The following is an 18,662-nucleotide window of genomic DNA, read 5'->3' on the forward strand; positions in this document are numbered from 1 at the left end:
CTATTTTTTGATTCAACAGCAACAAATAGCGATCCGGTTAGTTTCGCAAAAATGCTCTATAGGGTTATTTTTTGACCAAAAAATTCTTAACAAATTGTTTCAATAGTCCTGATTTACCAGACAAATACTCTACTATCACCTTTTTATCTTGCCAGAGAATAAAATAATCCCTTAAAGACCACTTATCGACCTTGGTAAATTCCATAGGTTTAAAGACTGAACTATACCAAGTAAGCACCATGCCCTTTTTCAAAAACATGAAGGGACTTTGACCTTTAAATTTTCGATTTGACTCTAAATGAGTTGGGTGTCTACCTGTAACATCACCATAAGCATCGGTGATCAGTGCAATGCCTTCTGTTTTTAACATGGAGCGTATATTAGCAATGGCGATCCATGGCTCAGTAAGGTGTTCGAGAACATCGAAAGAAATTACAACATCGTACTGATTATCCAAACAGGCTTCATAGGTAGGAATCAAGTTGATACCATATGTCTAACAAGCCATAATGTTTAAATCGCTTGGTGACAAAATCATAGATTTTACTGCCTGGAAAATCGCAGTAATCAACTTGACAACCATTCATCCCTAAGTACAGAGAGTCATTGCCTGTACCATCACCCAGTAACAAAATTTTTAAATCACCAGTTGTCTTCCCTTTCTGTGAGGCATACTTCTGAATCCTTTCTAGGGTTATTTCTATCAATTGCTTTCGTCCAGGTCTAGCCCAAAAAACCATTGTTTCAAATATGAAGCCATACCCATTTTTATAAAGAGCCTCCATATTGGCATCATACTGGTGAGGGGTAACTCCAAAGTTTTGGGCATCTTGACAAACATTCCAGCCTAGTTGCAGCGCTTCCTGCCAGACTCGATGGTTTACCTCGTCTCTGGGCAGTTCGGTAAAGTTACTAATTTCATCAACAATAGGTTCGAGCTCAGTGGGAAGTTTAATTAGTAGGTTAGACATAACTATTGAGAATTGAGAATTGAGAATTGAGAATTGAGAATTGAGAATTGAGAATTTTCTACCTTAAAAATCCTCGGGAGTATCGTTATCTGTTGACCTGCAACCTGCAACCTGCAACCTTCAACCTGCAACCTGCAACCTTCAACCTTCAACCTGCAACCTGCAACCTGCAACCTTCAACCTGCAACCTGCAACCTGCAACCTTCAACCTGCAACCTGCAACCTGCAACATTAAATTTAGACTACCTGATCAGTTCTTCAAATAAATCCACATAGCTTTGTGCCATCTTTTCCCAACTGTATTGGGCGGCTATCATTGGTGCAGCTTGGCTCATCTGTTTCCTTTTTTCAGGATTACTAACCAAAAAGCTTAACTCCTTTGCCAAAGCCTGGGTATCGTTGGGGTCAGACAAGACCACTCCGCAGGCTGGGGTAACCAATTCAGCCCCCCCGGCTGTGCTTGCGGTAATCACTGGCAAGCCGGAAGCCATTGCTTCTAGGAGCACTAGTGTGCAGGCTTCATAGCGGGATGGAAAGACAAATAAATCTACGGCTCGCATGATCTGTGGGAGGTCACGTCGGTACCCCAGAAAATGTACCCGTTCGCTGACATTTAGGGTTGCGGCTAGCTGAGGATAGGGACTACCTTCTGTGATGCCAGCAACAGCCAGGTGTAATTCAGGCACTTGGACTAAGGCGTGCAGAATTGTATCCAAGTTCTTCCGAGGTGTTCGGATGTCTCCAGCAAAAAATGCTAAAGGCACTCCCTCAGGAAGACCCAATTGTTTGCGGTCAGCCACACCGGGATAAAATTCCTGTAAGTCAACACCATTGACAATTACCCGAATGGATTCAGGGGGTACACCAATGTCTACTAATTCTTTCTTGACCTTTCCGGAAACTGCGACTACTACTTTTGCCTGACGGAAGGATTTTTTTTCCCAATGGGCATTCAAGATTGTAACTAGCCACTGGTAAAGACCATACAAATCCCGACGTAGCCGAGAAGTATGGGCAGGCGATCGCAACCAAGAACTGTGGACAAAATGTACAGCATTCACATCTGAGCCAGCTCTGGTAATGGAGCCGTTAACCTTTACTAAGTCCAGCTCACTACGGTGTTGATTTAACCAATTGCCACTCCGCCAGGAAAAAACTAGATGACGAATTAGTGCTGTTGGCCACCTTTTAACTGGAATGAAAATCCAGTTTACCTGATTGCTCTGCTGGAGTTCTGGGGCGACATTACTGGCTAATAAAGTGACGTGATGACCGCGACGAATGGCTTCTTTGGCGACTTCATAGTTGACTCGACCTTGGCCATCATTTTTCATGACTTTGTGGGTAACGATACAGAGTTTCATGAGTAGCTATCCTGTTAAAATTATCGAAAACTCTGACTAGTGCATCCTTCGCAGAAGTCTTTAACTACCTGATCTAGCAATCCTAATTTAAACCTTAAAGACATCAGAAGGACTATAGGTATATTATTCCCTATTATCCCCATCTTACCCAAGATGTTTGTCCAGCATATCGATAACTTTGGCATCTACTTTATCATCGAATTTGCGGGCAAAGTGCTTACCAGAAGTAATCATTGACTCAAAATCTTGGACACCCATGATAGCTGGATAGGGAGGAGTCCAAGAGATATAACGTTTGTTATCATTGAATAGTTTTAGCATCGACTGGTTGAGCAGGATGCTCTGGATGAAAGACTCATCTGGTACGAGTGTGTTTCGATAGTGTTCTACAAATGCTGGGTTACGCTGAACAAATTGATGGATATATTGAATACAGCGGTAGGAAAGTGTGTGCCACTGAGAACCCGCGTAGCACTGAAACTCTGGGGTGAAAGGTGTTGAAACGCAACGGATTGCTATTCTGGCACCAAACTTACCAGCCCTGATCCGGACTAGGGGCTGCCAATTGACAACACGATATAGTTTATACACTATAGCCTTTAGACTAGCTGGCAGCTTATAGTAGCGAAAAAAATAGCGCTCTATGCCCAAATCTTTGCCCCACTGCCAAGCTGTTTCTGGTGGTTCTTGTACCGGAAAATATTCCATAAATCCGTCATATTCGGTGTTCTGCAAGAACTGCTCGATTTGGCTGATTGGCTGAATGGGATAGTCTTGACCAGAGAGGAATATCAACCAGTCAAATGTCACAGAATTATCTATTAACCAGTTGATGCAGCGAAGTTCCATTTCCACCATAGAAAAATCTGCCCACTCAACTGGAACATAGTCTTCCAGGATGTGAACATTGTTGATCTGCTCAAAAGACGTTGGGCTAAGGCTCGACTTAGATTGATCATGGTGAATTAAGACCTGGGACTCAGGGTTACCAGTCTTAATTTTATTGACTAGTCTGACAACTTGGTCTGGATTGCTATGAGAAGCAATTAGGTAAAGGATTTTAGTCATGATTGACTCTTAGGTTTAAACATTAGCGCATTCTATTCCCGTTTTCTCTATCAGGACTTACGCAGTAACTCTACCTGTGGGGTGTGTTATTGTAAGCATTCAGCCGCCAGCGGTCAGCCGTCAGCTTTCCATAACTCAGATTAAACGAATGCTTACTTGTTTTATTCTAAAGCTGTTCGGTGTAGCTTCCTAATAGCCCATAAGCAGATCAAGTAGCGTGCGCCTAGCGCATTAGCTGATAGCTGATAGCTGATAGCTGATAGCTTAATGCTTACGTGTTATTAACGCCCCCTACTACTTAAGTCCTATCTATTACTGCAGTCCTATTGATAAAGGATAGGACTCTAACATTTCTTCTACAGCAAATTCAAGTTCTGAGGGGTCTTTTATAAACCGGCAGAATGGAATTTGTGACGTCCATGCTTCGTAAAATGCTTCATTCTTGTAATAAGAGTTAGGAAGAAAGATATGAGGAATCTCTAAAAGAGTACTAAGGATATGACCATGCAAACGATTAGTTATAATTAAACGATGCCTTTTGAATTGATAGATGCCGCTGTGCATCAGGCCCCAAGATGCTAGATTAATTTGGGAGTTATGGGTTGTTTTAAATTTCGCAGTATTAGTATGAAAATACTTCCAGTTTTGTCGGGATAACCATTCTTTAGGAGTTGCTAATCCTCGCTCATAAACTTCCCGAATTATTCTGACCAATCCTGGAATACGCCAATACCAACCTTTAGAGAGTTGCTTAGTAGTTCTTAGGGTCCATCTATCTGAAACCCAGTCTTCTAAGACGAGATTTTTTATCTGAGAAGAAAGAATCAGGTTACTAGTAGTCTTAAGTTCTTGATCCTTTCGGCAAAGATAAAGACTAGAATCCTCTTGAGCAGGCTGGATGGAGTCAGTAGATAGACCAGCCATTTGAAATGCCATATCAGGGGCTTTAATCACCCGACAATTCCAGAAATTTTGAAGAGCAATTTCATAGCTGACTTGATCTCGGGTAAATAGGGTTAGGTTAGGATGGGAGTTGAAAACTTTTGCCGCTTTTTTGAGGTTTTCGGGATTCCTAAAATAAATAGTCTGAGGAAAAATAATAATTGGTCTATCTCGATAGTTTTCTATAATCGATTCTCTAAAATTTTGAAAACCTTCATATAGATCACCTAATGCGCCTCCTCCATTAAAGATTATGGGGCATTTATCCATTTTTTTTAGGCTGGCATGAGAGAAACCGTTAATACCAGTGGCATACTTGATTTTCGTTTTTAAGGTATCTGTCAAAAATAGTACAGAGCCTAACCAAATCAGGTGGTCACCAATATTGTAATGATCAGGATTGTCTAGCAGTATACATTCTTCAAATTTGTCTAACTGTCCTAGGGAGTTATGAAGAACTTCTTTTACGTTTTTTGGTGTTGAAATATTCATCGTAATTACTGAAATTATTAATGTAATTTTGAATGTACTTTTGTCTGTTGGATAATTTCCCGTCTGGGAGATATCTCGAAAGGATTTGCTAATTGTTGAGGTATAACGGTGAGCATGAGAGCTGCTACAGTTCGCAGACTGAAATTTTGACTCAAGGCACGAAAAAGATAGGGGCGTGCTTCTGCTACTCGTCCATCCCGTATCAGCCCAATACCCAGAGTTGTGTTCGCTTGTGCTAATTTCTGGGTAAAATAACTCCGATGCTTTTGTAATTGAGGATCTGCTAAAAAGTGTTCGTAGCAAAAAATACCGGATTTGCCTTTGCGGATCTGAGCCTTGGCGTTTCCACTCCCACTAATATGGGTTTCAGATAACTCATGGACGCGGTATCGAGTCAGTCTTTCTGGATAGTAGTACGCGCCATCACCACTGCGGCAAGCTAGATAGGTTAAGTAGTAATCCCAATAGACCCCCACTGACAATAGTTCATCCCAATTAACCTTGTCCCTACGAATCACAGCAGAGGATGCAGGAGACACTGCTTGGTCTACTAGTCCGATAGTACAGAAAGGCTGGTATACCTCTGCTTTAAGTTGGTCACGCTTCCAAAGCCGGGTATGTTCTTCAGTAGTTGCATAATTAATTACACCATCTGCGTCTATAATATAGTGGTCACAAAAAGCCACAACTACATCTGGATTCGCTTCTAGGGGAGGAACTAGCTTTTCTAAAAAGTCTGGATTCCACAGGTCATCATCATTTAGACTCGCTACATATTTTCCCTGAGCTTGTTTAAATGCGCCAGCAACATTGGGACCATTTCCTAGATTCTTTGAGTTCCGACGGAATCTGATCCGAGCATCTTGAAAGGACTCAATCATAGCTTGCGGATTCTCAGGGCTACAATCGTCAGAAACAATAATTTCAAGATTTTTGTAGGTCTGCTGGAGTACGCTTTCAACTGCTTGCTTGAGGTATATCAAGCGGTTATAGGTTGGGATGATAACACTGACTAGCGGCTCTTGCGCTTCTTGATGGTTTGACATATCCTTGTTATCTTGCCTCTGGTTGTAATAAGGAATTAATTACTGTGCAAATGAAACTGGAGGAGCGACATCTAGTGGCACATCATAAATTTGAAAACTGTCTAAGGATATGTCAGCATTGGGATCTTCAATCCAGTACAAAGGTACCCGTCCATAAAAACCAGCCCACATGTTATAGCTACTTGGGGGACCTATGATATAGTCACACTGAGCAAGTGAGTACATATCTTCTACAATGTGGTTGTTGGCAAAAGCGAAATCTAATTTTGAGAATTTATCTCTGTCCTGGGGCACATTTGAACATAGTAAAAATTTGACTTTTTTTCCTGGAAAAAGACGTTCTGTTTTTTTCATTAAGTTCACATAATCATCAGTGCTGTAGAGATATTTTGCTCCTAGCAATTTTTTATAATCTCCCTGCCTAATGTGAACCCCAACCAGAATATCACAGGTTTTTTTTAGGTTAGTTACGAGTTTATTGATACTTTCATTGTGTTGCTTTATTGGCGTAAAAAACTTCCTTATTGTTTCTGCATACTTCAAAAATAAAACAGGATTTCTAAACCAAAAACCATGAATAAATGCCAATTCATTTTTCTTGAAAAACTTAGCAAAGTTGTCATCAAAAATAATTCCCCTGTGTACTCCAGCATCTCTTAATATCTTGATATTGGATAACTTAAAATCTGTATAATCTTTAACCAATAATCGGGTTGAATGGTAAACAACTCTATGAAAATTTCTTTTCAGTTTAAGACTATTGCCTTTAAGAACTGATTGTTGGGCAGGGTATCGACAAAAAAAATCGTTATGGGTTCCCTCAAAAAAAACTGCATATTCATCAAAGGCAGGATTTATGACTTTGAGGTTGTATTCCATTGCAAAAGCCATAAAGTTGGCAAATAGCATCATTCTATTGCCTAATTGACCTGTTTTTCTAACAATTATGAACATGTTAATCCTCCGAGAATATTGACAAGCAATCAACTATAGTATTTTGATTTGAGATGTAAACCTATGATTGATAGAAAAAGGGAACAGGGAACAGGGAACAGGGAACAGTAGGAAAGAACGATGCAGCGCGGTCTTGGTGGTCTCGTCCATGAGGGACTGCATCAAGAGGATGCGAATATTTTTTGGTGTTATAATAAATCAACATTTGGTTTCATGATCTATTTGGAAATGCTATAGTCTTAATTTGTTTGACCAACTTCATGCTGCATCTTGTGATATTTCCAAAGTTTACCGCGCTTTTCGAGTAACTCTTGATACTTTCCTTGCTCCACAATTCGCCCCTGTTCAAGTACGACTACCTTATCAGCTTTGGAAATGGTCGATAAGCGATGGGCAATGGTAATTACTGTCCGTCCTACAGCAAGTTTTTCTAAGGATTCTTGAATCAGGCGCTCAGACACAGAATCTAAGGCACTAGTTGCCTCATCTAAGATCAGAATCTCTGGTGCTCGCAGTAAAGCACGAGCAATTGCCAGCCGTTGACGTTGACCTCCAGATAATCGAACTCCGCGATCACCCAGTTGCGTGTCAAAACCGTCAGGCAAATCTAGGATGAAGTCTAATGCATTGGCAAGTTTTGCAGCTTCTCGAATTGCCAGCTCATCTGCCTGTTCTGAACCATAAGCAATGTTATTGCGAACAGAGGTGTTGAAAATAAATGTATCCTGACTAACAATAGCTAGTTTACGACGCACAGAGTTGATTTCAAACTCTTGTATGTCAATGCCATCAATGATAATTTTACCTGCGGTTGGGTCATAAAATCGGGGAATTAAGTCAGCAAGGGTTGTTTTACCTGAACCAGAAGCACCGACCAGGGCTGTTGTTTCTCCCTTGTTGATAGTTAAGGTAATATCGTGCAGCACTAGGTTAGAGGGATCGTAACCAAAATCCACCGAAGCAAACTCAATGGCTCGCTGCAATCCTGAAAATTGCACGTTACCATTCTGCAAGTATGGTTTGTTGTCCGTTCTCAGCAGCTCTTTAATGTTATTCATTGGTCCGGTGAATTCCCCAAGACGCCCTCTGGCATTATTAATCAGACGTATAATCGGGATCAGACGAAACAAAACAAACAAGAAGGTCAATAATGAAGCTGCCTGCATCTGTCCATTAGGAACGAAGATGGTAAATGCTACAATAATCATGCCGATCAGAATTGTGGTGGCTACGCTTTCCCCAATCGGTTCTATGGCATACGCAAATGAGGCAGATTTGATAGTGATGTTTGCAACGTTTTCGCTAGCGTTATAGAATCGTCTACGCTCAAAGTCCTGACTAGCAAATGCCTTAACTGTGCGAATGCCATTGATAAACTCTACAGCAACTGAGGTAAAGTTACTGCCTGCCTTTGAAACATCAAAACTTGTCTCTCGCACCCTTTTAACCAAGTTAGAAAGACCAACACTCATCAGGCTAAAGAGCATTAATGATGCAATGGAAAGTTGCCAAGAAAGCAAGAACATTGATGTCACATATACAACTAAAAGAGAAACTCTAGTAAACAGAAAAGCTGTCACATCAAAAGCTTGATTAATTTTTTCTAATTCGGTAGTTAGACTGTAAACTAGCTCTCCAGAACGGCTATGAGAAAAGTAACTTAAACTCAGCCGTTGAAGTTGTTCAAATAGCTTCTTGCGCAGCCTATCTAACAAATTCATCTGAGTAATTTTGCTGTACCTGCGCCCACCAAACATAAAGGCTGAACGCAACCAGGTTGTGAGCATAATTATAGCAGATATCCGGTAAATTCTCTCATTAACCGGTCTATTTACTCCAAGAAACCAGATATCGAACCAGTTAATACCTGTCTGGATTGGGGTAGCATTAGGGTCGGTTATATTTTGTAAAAAGTTGAGGATAAACCCTAATCCAAACCCTTCAAATAGTGAGGCAATTATCGTTAAAGCAATAGCAAAAAAAGCAGCTTGTTTGAGGTATTTAAACTCTCTTAATATGAAGTGTTTGTCTTGCCACAATTTCGTGGATTTAGTAAACCTAATGACAGAATCAATAAGCTTGAATTCAGCAATCTTATATAGAATACTCACTGGCTTTATTTAGACCTATTATGATTGTTATTTAATGCTGATTTTAAACAATATTTAGCTAAAAAAACTAAGATCACTCTCCACCATTTCCGCGACAATATCAGGAAATTTTTTTTTACTCTTCCAATTCAGCTCATCCCGAATTTTCCAGCTATCCCCACAAAGGGGCACTGCTTCTGTCGGACGATAAAACCTCTGATCAACTTCCACAAAATCTTGATAATCAAGACCGACGTGACTAAACGCACAATCTACTAATTCACGAACGGAGTGATTCACTCCGGAAGCAATCACATAATTCTCTGGAGCTTTGATTTATAGCGAGAAACCAGGTTTTAAGGGTCTTGGTGCGTAAGTCCTGGTTCTAAGACAGTGCGTTCGCGTAGCGTATCCGTAGGATAATCGCTTATTTTATTCAACGCTAATCCATCAACAACGTCTTATACGAGTCTGTGTAAGCATTCAGCGGTCAGCGGTCAGTGGTCAGTTTATTTTATTCAAAAGAACCGATTGCGCTACTTGAGGTGCTGCGCGAACAGTAGGCTGGCCACAGGCTCAAAGCTAATAGCTGATAGCTGATAGCTGATAGCTGATAGCTGATAGCTGATAGCTGATAGCTGATAGCTGATAGCTAAATGCTTATGAGTCTGTTAATAGGTAATAGATAATGGGTAATTGCGCTCTCCTCGTGGTGTTTCACAGCAGCAATAGTCTTTTCCTCAATTCCCAATTCCCAATTACCCGTTACCCATTACCCATTACCCAAAGCGCGACTATCTATCTCTCTCATCCATTACTAAAAACGGGATTAGAGCATATCATTACTAGGGATTACCAGCGGTAACAACCTGACGAATAAAGGCAGTATCAGCGGATTGACTACAAGAGGTTACAGGCATCATACCTAGTGCCTGAAGGTCAGCATTAACCATGATTTCAACCAGTTGTTTAAAGCTCACTGAAGGTTGCCAACCTAGTATGGTATTAGCCTTGGTCCCATCACCCAACAACAGGTCTACTTCAGCAGGTCGAAAGTAGCGTGGATCGATTTCAACGTACTGCTCCCAATCCAAATTCACTAAGCCAAAGGCAATATCGAGAAACTCCCGAATTGAGTGAGTTTGACCGGTAGCAACAACATAGTCATCGGGCTCGTCTTGTTGTAGCATTAGCCACATAGCGCGGACATAATCTTTGGCATAACCCCAGTCCCGTCTGGCATCGAGATTGCCCAGGTAAAGCTTCTTCTGCTGACCAGCTACAATGCGCGCCAAAGCACGGGTAATTTTGCGAGTGACAAAGGTTTCGCCGCGCCGGGGACTTTCGTGGTTAAACAAAATACCATTACAGGCGAATAGCCCATAGGATTCGCGATAGTTGATAGTTTGCCAGTGGGCGTAGACTTTTGCACAGGCATAAGGACTACGGGGATAAAACGGTGTAGTTTCAGACTGAGGAACAGCCTGCACTAGCCCAAACATTTCAGAAGAGCCAGCCTGGTAAAAGCGTACCTCAGAGCCAATCCGCTGTTGATAGTGCCGTACCGCTTCCAACAAACGTAAGGTTCCCATACCTGTGGCATCCACTGTGTATTCTGGTGAATCAAAGCTGACCCGCACATGGGACTGAGCTCCGAGGTTGTACACCTCTATCGGCTGCACGTTTTCTAGAATGCGTTGTAGTGTCAAGCCATCAGTCAGGTCTCCGTAATGGAGAAATAACCGTGTCTGTGGATTGTGGGGGTCTTGGTAGATGTGGTCGATGCGATCTGTGTTGAAGGTAGACGTGCGTCGGATAATGCCATGGACTTCGTACCCTTTTTCCAGCAGCAGTTCTGCTAGATAAGACCCATCTTGACCGGTAATGCCAGTGATTAATGCTCGTTTAATGTCTGTCACGATTCCTCACGACTCTGATTAGAGTAATTAGTTTGCTAATGTACGGGATGAAGGCAAAGGCAAATCAAAATTGAAAATTGAAAATTGCAATTAATAACTTCAGAAGTTAGGAAGTTATTAACTTTACCAAAGGGAGTAGGGAGTAGGGAGTAGGGAGTAGGGAGTAGGGAGTAGGGAGTAGGGAATATGGCATCAAAAATTCTCACAATTCCTACAGGGATTGCTATTACAGCACTGGAGTACTTTGAGAACCGAACACATGCGATCGCATATCTTCCTGGTGAAGCTTGATCATTCCTGGCAACAACCTCAGCTGTCGCCGCTCCTCCTGGGTCATCCGAATCACCTCATCCAGTTTCCAAGGACGTGGTCCGACTAAACTCATCTCACCCCTTAGTACATTCACTAACTGCGGTAGTCCATCCAGACAATATTGACGCAGCCACTTTCCAAAATGTGTCATCTTAGACGTGACTTGGCCTTTGTGTATAGCTTCAGTGCGAAATTTAATCACTTGGAACAACTTACCCCTTTCTCCAGCCCGCAATTGCCGAGAAAAGACTGGTCCTGGTGAAACAATCGCTATCAGCAACATCAATCCCAGGAGCACTGGACTCAGAATCAGTAGCAATAGAGCAGCTAAACTCGAATCCATCACCCGCCTCAGTCGAGATCGGAATAGTTTTTCCCTACTAGACAATTCTGAGTTGAACGGTACTCTTAGAACAGCTTTCTTCTTCGCTTGCTCACAGGCATTGGTCCAAACTCTTAACCCTGTTTCACCCACATTGGGGTCGATACAAACCAGCCCTACCGACGAGCGTTGCAAGCAATTACTTAACCAAGACTGACTTTGCAACGGAGGTAGATAATGCTGTTCATTTTTTTGGAGAGGGAGTACCCACAACTGTTTCTGTCGCCACTTGAGCTTGCAGGGAGGCAAAGAACTAACTGCTGACTCTGCCTCATCATCGATATCTAGGATTGAGATTTTGGAGGTTGTTAGTATGATTCTGGAAGTCGTCATAAATAGTTACTCCATTTCACGAAAATCAAAACTTAAACTTTAGATCCTGTCAGGTTTAATACGTATCATTCTCAGGTTTTCGTTAATTGAAACTTTAAACGTAAGCGATCAGCTATCAGCTATTAGCTATCAGTTTATGCGCTACAGATGGTGCTATAAGCGTGTCGCGTATCAGCTAATGCGCTACAGATGGTGCTACTTGAGGTGCTTTTGAATCAAACAGGTAAGCATTGGAATAATGCTGAGTTACGTCAGCTGTTCGCGTAGCGTGAGCTTTTAGCTCACGGCTGACGGCTGACGGCTGACGGCTGACGGCTGATGGCTGAATGCTTACTTAACAATTAACAAGTTTCAATTTTCAATTAACAAAAAAATCAACGAGACTTGACATGATTGCTGAACTGACGCTCTAGTTGTGGAGACTCTTGAAGATCAGATACAGGCTGCTGTGGTTCAATAGCAGCATGGTTGTTTCGCGAACCATAGTAAGCGTAGTTCTGATTAGAACTCTTCACCCCGTTAGCAATGATTCCCATCAGGTTTAAATTCCTGAGTATAGCAGTAGCCTGGCTGAGTTGAGATTGAGTAACTCGCTCTAGGCGTCCCACCATCACCACACCTTGGCACAAAGATGCTGCTTGGAGTGCATCCACCATACCTAACACTGGGGGAGTATCCAGCAACACCAGATCATAGGTCTGCTGAAACTCTGCCATTAAGTTCTTCATCCGTTTAGAACCCAGCAGCTTAACTGGGTCAATTGGGGTTGGTCCAGCAGTCAAAACATCAATGGTTGACCCCAAAGGTGAGATACTAACTGGGCTGGGTGTAGCAGTATCATCTTCCAATAAAGTAGAAAGTCCTTCCTGATGGGAGAGGCCAAGTTGTTGGTGCAACCTCGGACGGCGCATATCTACATCAATTAGCAGTACTCGTCGATGTAAACGAGCAGCACTCAAGGCTAAACCCAACGCCAGAGTTGACTTCCCCTCACCAGACAGCGCTGACGTAACCATCAGGGATTTCAGCTCAGAACCAGAATTGAGCAACTGGATATTCACATAAATCATGTCCAGTGCTTCCTGAAATGGTCGCCATCCCAACAGTTCCATCATCGGAAGTGTTCTCTCGGACTGGCTCAAACCTAGATTCAGAACAGGTTTACTGATTTTACCTTCCGGCAACTGTGGAATCATACCTAGCAAGGGTAGAGCCACTTGATTTTTCAAATCATCAGAGGTATGAATTCCATCATCCATGGCTTCCCGCACAAAGGCAGCCACACCACCGAGAAATAACCCAACCACTGCACCCAATAATAGGTCTTGGGTCATATTAGGACCGGTCTTCGAGCCCGGTAAAGGTGCTTCTACAACTTGCCAGTTAAATCCCCCCCGAGCCAATTCGATGCTTAACTCCTGCCGTGCTTGTAGTAGCTGCTGCAGAGTATTTTGTTGAATTGCTACTTGGGGTTGTAGACGATTGTACTGAGCAATCAGGGCTGGGAATTCCCTGAGTTGGATACGGATTTCCTGCTCTGTTTTGGCCAGGGCTTGATCACGAGTCTGTAGACTGACTAGATTAATTTGCGAGGTGATTAGTTCGTTGACCAGATTGAGATCCACACCACCGAGCTGTCCTTCTGTCAGGAGGTTATTGCCAGTGGTAACCAGTTTAGTCGGAACTTGCCCTAAAACCCGTCTAGTCTCTTCCTGCAAGAGCGCAAACACACTCTGACGCTGTTCAATTAATTTTTGAATTCTAGGATGAGCTTCAGTATAAATCCGACTTTGCTCCACCAAAGCCAGTTCTATTCTTTGGATTTCATTGAGCAAATTTTGATAGCGCCCAGATTGACTCAAGCGGGACGAGGTCAAGGCATTTTGCGGTGAACGAGCCAGTTTTTGCTGAACAGCCTGGTAGCGAGTTTGAGTTTCCATGTACTGAGCGCGGATGGCTCGGCGCTCCTGTTCAATCCCATTCAGAGTTTGACTGACAGCTAGAGCTTGTTGTGAGGGATCAATCAGGTTTTTGCTCTTGCGAAACTGCTCTAGCCGTTGCTCAGCTTGCTCAAGATTATTACGAGCTGTTGGCAACTGCTGATTGATAAAAGCAAGACCTTTATTCAACCGCATTTCCTGCTGCTCTAGGTTGTAATCTTGATAAACCTTTTGAATAGCTTGCAGTACTTTTTGAGTTTTAATCCGGTCATTGCTGGTGTAGACCGCTTGAAATACCTTAGTTTCGGTTTTACCCTGCAGTACTTGAGCTAATCTTAAGGAGCCTCTAATATCACCGACTGTGATATCTGGGTAGTCATCACGAAGCAAATCCACTGCTCGTTGAATCAATTCAGAACTACGCATCAGCTGTAACTGAGTAGCATAGTCGATATCAACAGTGGACTCAGTAAACTGACTCTCTATTCCTCGTGTTTTATCTATATAATTAGGCTCCACCAACAGCTGTAGAGAGCTGATATAATTCGGCTCTTTCTTGAGAGTGATATAGAAGGCAATCGGCAAGCTTGTCAACAGTACACTTATAATCCACAAGCGTCTGCGCCACAAAACTGCCAACAGTTGGCCATACCCTGCATCTGTTTCACCTGCTGCGTTTAAATCAAGTTCCTTCATGGGATTTTAGATTAATGATTGACAAGTTTGGATTGGATTTTAAATTGACATCAATTCCAGTGAATCAAGTCTAAAATATTCCCGGGATGATTAGTAATTGGTTTAGATAAAATCCGGTTAATCACTTTGTTCATATTCGATAGGATTTTTGATTTTTTTTGGAAAGTTAATTTTAAATTAACCATTAACCATTGAAAATTTGCCCTTGAAATATGTTCAATCTCTGGTAAGCAAAATTATCATGGATACCTGCAACAAATTTTCCCTACCTTTTGGGAATAGGGAATTAGGAATTGGAGTATGATTACCCATTACCCATTACCCATTACCAATGAACCGACAATCATAGGTTGCATCCCTTTTAGAGAAAGGGTATAAGAAGAAGTAGTCAACCGGACCTGATATTATCTATTACCCATCACCAGTCACCCGAGCAGGACTATATTGATTAGTCCACCAGATTGGATCTGATGATTTTGGAGTATAGACCCGTATAAATCCCAAGAAATCAACGAAAAAATCCAAAATCCAAAATCTAAAATCTAAAATCAGCCCAGCCACTATCCTGTCACCTAGCTAAAGTGGGAACCTTGGTTGAATGGCGTAACGAATGGCTGAAATTAACAGGCTGTCCCCTGACCGTTTTATCAATAATTTGCCCAACTGTATTAAAGAAAACGTCTTCAGTGAAATGACTCAGGGCATGGTCTCGGATTTTGGCATAATTCCAGGGAATTTCCCTAGCCTCAAGTAGTGCAGCTTGGAGTGCTTCCGGTGTTTGCCGTTTAAAAAACACCCCTGTCGTCCCTGGTATCTGAGTATCCAAAACACCACCTGCACCGTAGGCAATTACTGGAGTCCCACTGGCGTTGGCTTCGATTGGCACTAAACCGTAATCTTCTAAAGCCGCCACGATCACCCCACGAGCTTTTGCCATCAAATGACAACGCTGTTTATCGCTGACGTATCCCAAGAATCGAATATTGTCCAAAGCTTTAGATTCTAGACGCTCTCGCTCTGGACCATCACCAGATATTAATAAGGGCCAGCCTAGCCAATTAAACGCCTCGATAATCAGATCGATACGCTTGTAACCCAGTAAACGAGATGATACTAGGTAAAAGTCTTCCTTTTGGTCGGAAAACACAAATTTATGGCTATTAATTGGATAGTTGACCGTCATGGCTGGCTTACCATAGATATTCTGGATACGCCGAGCGACAGTGGTCGAGTTAGCAATGTAAATGTCCGGCTCCTGGGCATAGTCCAGGTCTACTTTTCTGATCAACTGGAAGACTTTATCAATGACAGGAGAAAACGCTCTATATTCTCCATACTCCTTGAGGTAAGTTTGCGTATCCCACAAAAAACGGGTGACATTGTGGCAAAAGCAAACATGCTTGGCTCCTAATTTTTTCTTGACCGCCTTTGCGAAGCTTGAACAACTACTGATAATCAAATCGTAATTTTCTAAATCCAAGGCTCGAAAAGCTGGATAGTAAAACGGAGCCAAGAGTCTGAAGTATTTCGTTGACCCTGGAATGTTCTGAAGTCCGGTGGTATGCACTAGGCGCTCACCTAGGTCAATGGTGTTCTGGGAATCATACAAGGATGTGAACACATCAGCACTAGGGAAGCGCTTACAAAGCAGTTCAAATACCCGTTCTGCTCCACCTTTTTGCGTTAGATAATCATGAACTAGGGCAACTTTCATGCTTGTTTATTGGAAAACCTATTCCTAGAGAATACTCTAATCTATTTACCATTAGATTTAATTTGTATCCGGAATTTTGCCGAGATATTTTTGAGCCTAAACGGCTCCATTATTTTTCGACAACAAGATAAAAATTGTTTTTATAATGAGCTTAAGGTCATACATTAAGCTCCAGTTTCGTTGGTAGCGTAAATCCAGTTTAATTATATCTGCAAAATCCCGAACTTGCGATCGCCCATGCACCTGCCACTCTCCAGTCATTCCCGGTTTAACATTCAACCGTTGCCACTCTGGAACCTCATAGATTTCCACTTCCTTAGGTACCGGTGGTCTAGTACCTACCAAACTCATTTCACCTTTAATGACATTCCAGAACTGAGGTAGTTCATCCAAACTAGTTTTCCGCAAAAACCGACCGACCCTGGTGATTCTAGGGTCATTTTCGTTTTTGAATATCTTGCCATCCTTAGCTTGATTTTGAACGCTATCTTTCTGGGTTTCCGCATCAGTATACATTGAGCGGAATTTCCAGATCCGAAATTCCTTACCCATCCAACCACAGCGAATTTGACTAAACAAGATGGGGCCAGGACTGTCGAGTTTAATCGCGATCGCAATGGGAATAAATAATATGGCCGTAATTCCTAAACCTACTATTCCCCCCACTATGTCTAAGCATCGCTTAGCCCAAGAGCGTGTAGATGGGTGAGTTGTTGGTAACTGAGCCTTTGACCAATTGACAGCTATTGTTGTCAGGTTATATGAAGCGTCTAGAATTAATTTTTTGTCTAGCCCAGTCATGACTAAGACAGCCATAACTGGAGAAGTTATACCCCTTAGTATTAGTGATCCCCCGTTTTCCTGAGTGATTTTGTGATTCCTTACTAAGGCACCAATGCCGCTACTATCGATAAACTCTGTCTGACTTAAGTCTGCAATAATCAGCTTAGGACAATAAGGTTTTTGGAGAAGCTGATCACAAGTTTCTTTAAATTCTATTGCTTCGAGTCTGCTCAAGCGGATCGGTAACTGCACTACAGCAGCTTCATTTATGAAGCCTGCCTGGCCAGAAGTCTTTAACGTTGACTGCATCATGATGAAATATAAATTATAATGTCGATTAAATCGTGACTTTTTAGAGAGTAGATTTAAACTATGTAGGAATTGTGTAGAAAGTTTAGCAATCCTATTAACACCCTAGGTTTTAACCGTACATATACCTACGGCTCCTCCGCCCTTGATTCAGGCAATGGTAGAATTTATATTACTCTTTCAATTTCGGGTTGAGGGTTAGAGCAAGGTTAATGGTTAATGGTTAATGGTTTTAATTATTGATACCTAATGCCTTTTGTTACCTTACCTAGTAGGGAAAATCCTAGTTTACCTCTCACTTATTTTTCGACTGATTAATAGGTATAATTCATCGGGTAAATTAACCGGTGGTAAAAATAAAAAATGGATACAAATTCCCCATTTTTTATTTTCTATCGTTACCATATAAGTAAGCATTTAGCATTACTCATTTGTCAGCAGTGACGTTGGTCAATAAGTGTTCTGTATAATCCCGGATGAATGACTAATATAACTTTCATGAGTTTTTCATAAAATCCTGACAGAGCTAAAAATTTTTGATGAATTTTTCTTAAAGACGCTAAATATACCTGAGGTCAATTGCCACTTCCGTCTTGAGACTGATGACTTGGATGGTGGCAGCGAGGATCACTCAGTCTAATGGCCTAAGGCTAAAGCTTTCGGCTACACCAACCAAGTCCATCTAGGTGGACTTGGTTGGTGTAGCGCTATAGTTTTTTATGACTTACCCAGGGACTATACCTGTAAGGTCTCCCTCCGGATCCTACTAAGCTGTCACACATTGAAATTGTATTGAAATTGTGAAGAGGCGCGCTTTGGGGAGATGGGGATATCGGCAGATGGGGAGCTCACAAGGGTAGGTTTTTGACATCATGGTCAAACGGGGAGTGTGGGAATTGTCGGGCGGGGGTGCGGAAGATGTCACTCACCATTGAGGTAAGGACGTTCCCATTCAATTCCTAACTGAGAAAATTGTTGGCGGATAGCGTTGAGGCGCTCCTCTGGAGTGTTATTACCGTTTTGCCAAGCCTGCATTAAACCATTGGCTACAATTTGGCAGCGGTTCATGCCAAAACTTTCTTGAGAGGTAAATTTTTGGGTTGGTTCTTCGGCAAAACTCAGTCCCGGTGCCAAAAACTTGGTGAATAAAGGTACTTCTGGGCGAAAATGGCAGCGGTTTGCTAGATATATGGTTTGCATCACCCCAAAGACAACTTCAGAATCACAGCGCTCAAAGTAGAGTACTCCGCAGTCATGGCGTTTGTATTCCGATGGATTGTATAGAACTTTAAATGTGAAAGGAATTGCTGCTGCATTCAAATATTTTGTCATGCTATCCATGACAGC

General features: G+C 42.1%; 18 protein-coding genes. 2 read left to right on the forward strand and 16 right to left on the reverse strand.

Features of this window, described 5'->3' with window-relative positions; genetic code table 11:
* Positions 1 to 64: 64 nt before the first annotated feature.
* Together F6K38_RS12480 and F6K38_RS12485 are read right to left on the reverse strand one after the other, a co-directional pair.
* Entirely contained in the window at positions 65 to 481 is a 417-nt protein-coding gene (locus F6K38_RS12480) for a class I SAM-dependent methyltransferase (RefSeq protein ID WP_008181810.1), read from the reverse strand.
* Complete coding sequence (locus tag F6K38_RS12485; protein ID WP_008181811.1) at positions 465 to 971, reverse strand: hypothetical protein; 507 nt, start codon at positions 969 to 971, stop codon at positions 465 to 467. The genes F6K38_RS12480 and F6K38_RS12485 overlap by 17 nt, the downstream gene beginning before the upstream one ends.
* 47 nt (positions 972 to 1,018) lie before the next feature.
* Here F6K38_RS12485 and F6K38_RS12490 point away from each other — a divergent pair, with 47 nt between their 5' ends.
* Positions 1,019 to 1,237: a hypothetical protein gene (locus F6K38_RS12490; protein WP_008181813.1), complete on the forward strand. Its 219-nt coding sequence runs from the start codon at positions 1,019 to 1,021 to the stop codon at positions 1,235 to 1,237.
* Here the strand turns inward: F6K38_RS12490 and F6K38_RS12495 are convergent.
* The 7 genes from F6K38_RS12495 to F6K38_RS12525 form a co-directional block, all read right to left on the reverse strand.
* Positions 1,214 to 2,335, reverse strand: a complete 1,122-nt coding sequence (locus F6K38_RS12495; protein WP_044492545.1) for a glycosyltransferase family 4 protein — start codon at positions 2,333 to 2,335, stop codon at positions 1,214 to 1,216. The genes F6K38_RS12490 and F6K38_RS12495 overlap by 24 nt on opposite strands.
* A gap of 144 nt (positions 2,336 to 2,479) precedes the next feature.
* On the reverse strand, positions 2,480 to 3,403 hold the full coding sequence (locus F6K38_RS12500; protein ID WP_008181817.1) for a beta-1,6-N-acetylglucosaminyltransferase: 924 nt from the start codon (positions 3,401 to 3,403) through the stop codon (positions 2,480 to 2,482).
* Between the two features lie 312 nt (positions 3,404 to 3,715).
* Complete coding sequence (locus F6K38_RS12505) at positions 3,716 to 4,837, reverse strand: polysaccharide pyruvyl transferase family protein (protein WP_008181820.1); 1,122 nt, start codon at positions 4,835 to 4,837, stop codon at positions 3,716 to 3,718.
* A gap of 17 nt (positions 4,838 to 4,854) precedes the next feature.
* The gene (locus F6K38_RS12510) at positions 4,855 to 5,883 is read right to left on the reverse strand and encodes a glycosyltransferase family 2 protein (protein WP_008181822.1); all 1,029 of its coding nucleotides are present in this window, start codon (positions 5,881 to 5,883) and stop codon (positions 4,855 to 4,857) included.
* Positions 5,884 to 5,922: 39 nt separating this feature from the next.
* Positions 5,923 to 6,837, reverse strand: coding sequence for an alpha-1,2-fucosyltransferase (locus tag F6K38_RS12515; protein WP_287356674.1), 915 nt, complete (start codon positions 6,835 to 6,837; stop codon positions 5,923 to 5,925).
* Between the two features lie 239 nt (positions 6,838 to 7,076).
* Positions 7,077 to 8,948, reverse strand: a complete 1,872-nt coding sequence (gene hepA / locus F6K38_RS12520; protein ID WP_287265892.1) for a heterocyst formation ABC transporter subunit HepA — start codon at positions 8,946 to 8,948, stop codon at positions 7,077 to 7,079.
* 54 nt (positions 8,949 to 9,002) lie between these two features.
* Positions 9,003 to 9,242 carry a GDP-mannose 4,6-dehydratase gene (locus tag F6K38_RS12525; protein WP_071105823.1) on the reverse strand — a complete coding sequence of 80 codons (240 nt, stop codon included), beginning with the start codon at positions 9,240 to 9,242 and terminating at the stop codon, positions 9,003 to 9,005.
* A gap of 373 nt (positions 9,243 to 9,615) precedes the next feature.
* Here F6K38_RS12525 and F6K38_RS12530 point away from each other — a divergent pair, with 373 nt between their 5' ends.
* Entirely contained in the window at positions 9,616 to 9,792 is a 177-nt protein-coding gene (locus tag F6K38_RS12530) for a hypothetical protein (RefSeq protein WP_154659729.1), read from the forward strand.
* On the opposite strand, the gene gmd is transcribed toward F6K38_RS12530, so the two are convergent.
* The 7 genes from gmd to F6K38_RS12565 all read right to left on the reverse strand — a co-directional run.
* Positions 9,773 to 10,846 carry a GDP-mannose 4,6-dehydratase gene (gmd, locus tag F6K38_RS12535; protein ID WP_287265893.1) on the reverse strand — a complete coding sequence of 358 codons (1,074 nt, stop codon included), beginning with the start codon at positions 10,844 to 10,846 and terminating at the stop codon, positions 9,773 to 9,775. The two genes, F6K38_RS12530 and gmd, sit on opposite strands and share 20 nt — an antisense overlap.
* A gap of 35 nt (positions 10,847 to 10,881) precedes the next feature.
* Positions 10,882 to 11,052, reverse strand: a complete 171-nt coding sequence (locus tag F6K38_RS12540) for a hypothetical protein (RefSeq protein ID WP_154659730.1) — start codon at positions 11,050 to 11,052, stop codon at positions 10,882 to 10,884.
* A 20-nt stretch (positions 11,053 to 11,072) separates the two neighbouring features.
* Positions 11,073 to 11,873, reverse strand: coding sequence for a heterocyst development glycosyltransferase HepC (gene hepC / locus F6K38_RS12545; protein WP_008181834.1), 801 nt, complete (start codon positions 11,871 to 11,873; stop codon positions 11,073 to 11,075).
* 374 nt (positions 11,874 to 12,247) lie between these two features.
* Positions 12,248 to 14,509: a GumC family protein gene (locus F6K38_RS12550; protein WP_008181835.1), complete on the reverse strand. Its 2,262-nt coding sequence runs from the start codon at positions 14,507 to 14,509 to the stop codon at positions 12,248 to 12,250.
* A gap of 568 nt (positions 14,510 to 15,077) precedes the next feature.
* Positions 15,078 to 16,223 (reverse strand): glycosyltransferase, encoded by a 1,146-nt coding sequence (locus tag F6K38_RS12555; RefSeq protein ID WP_008181838.1) that lies wholly within the window; start codon positions 16,221 to 16,223, stop codon positions 15,078 to 15,080.
* Positions 16,224 to 16,319: 96 nt separating this feature from the next.
* Positions 16,320 to 17,318 (reverse strand): sugar transferase, encoded by a 999-nt coding sequence (locus tag F6K38_RS12560; protein ID WP_044492547.1) that lies wholly within the window; start codon positions 17,316 to 17,318, stop codon positions 16,320 to 16,322.
* 918 nt (positions 17,319 to 18,236) lie between these two features.
* Positions 18,237 to 18,662, reverse strand: a 426-nt coding sequence (locus tag F6K38_RS12565; RefSeq protein WP_287356676.1) for a T3SS effector HopA1 family protein, incomplete at its 5' end; no start/stop codon positions are given.

The sequence above is a fragment of the Moorena sp. SIO3B2 genome (assembly GCF_010692525.1).
In the GTDB taxonomy this organism is placed as follows: Bacteria; Cyanobacteriota; Cyanobacteriia; order Cyanobacteriales; family Coleofasciculaceae; genus Moorena; species Moorena producens.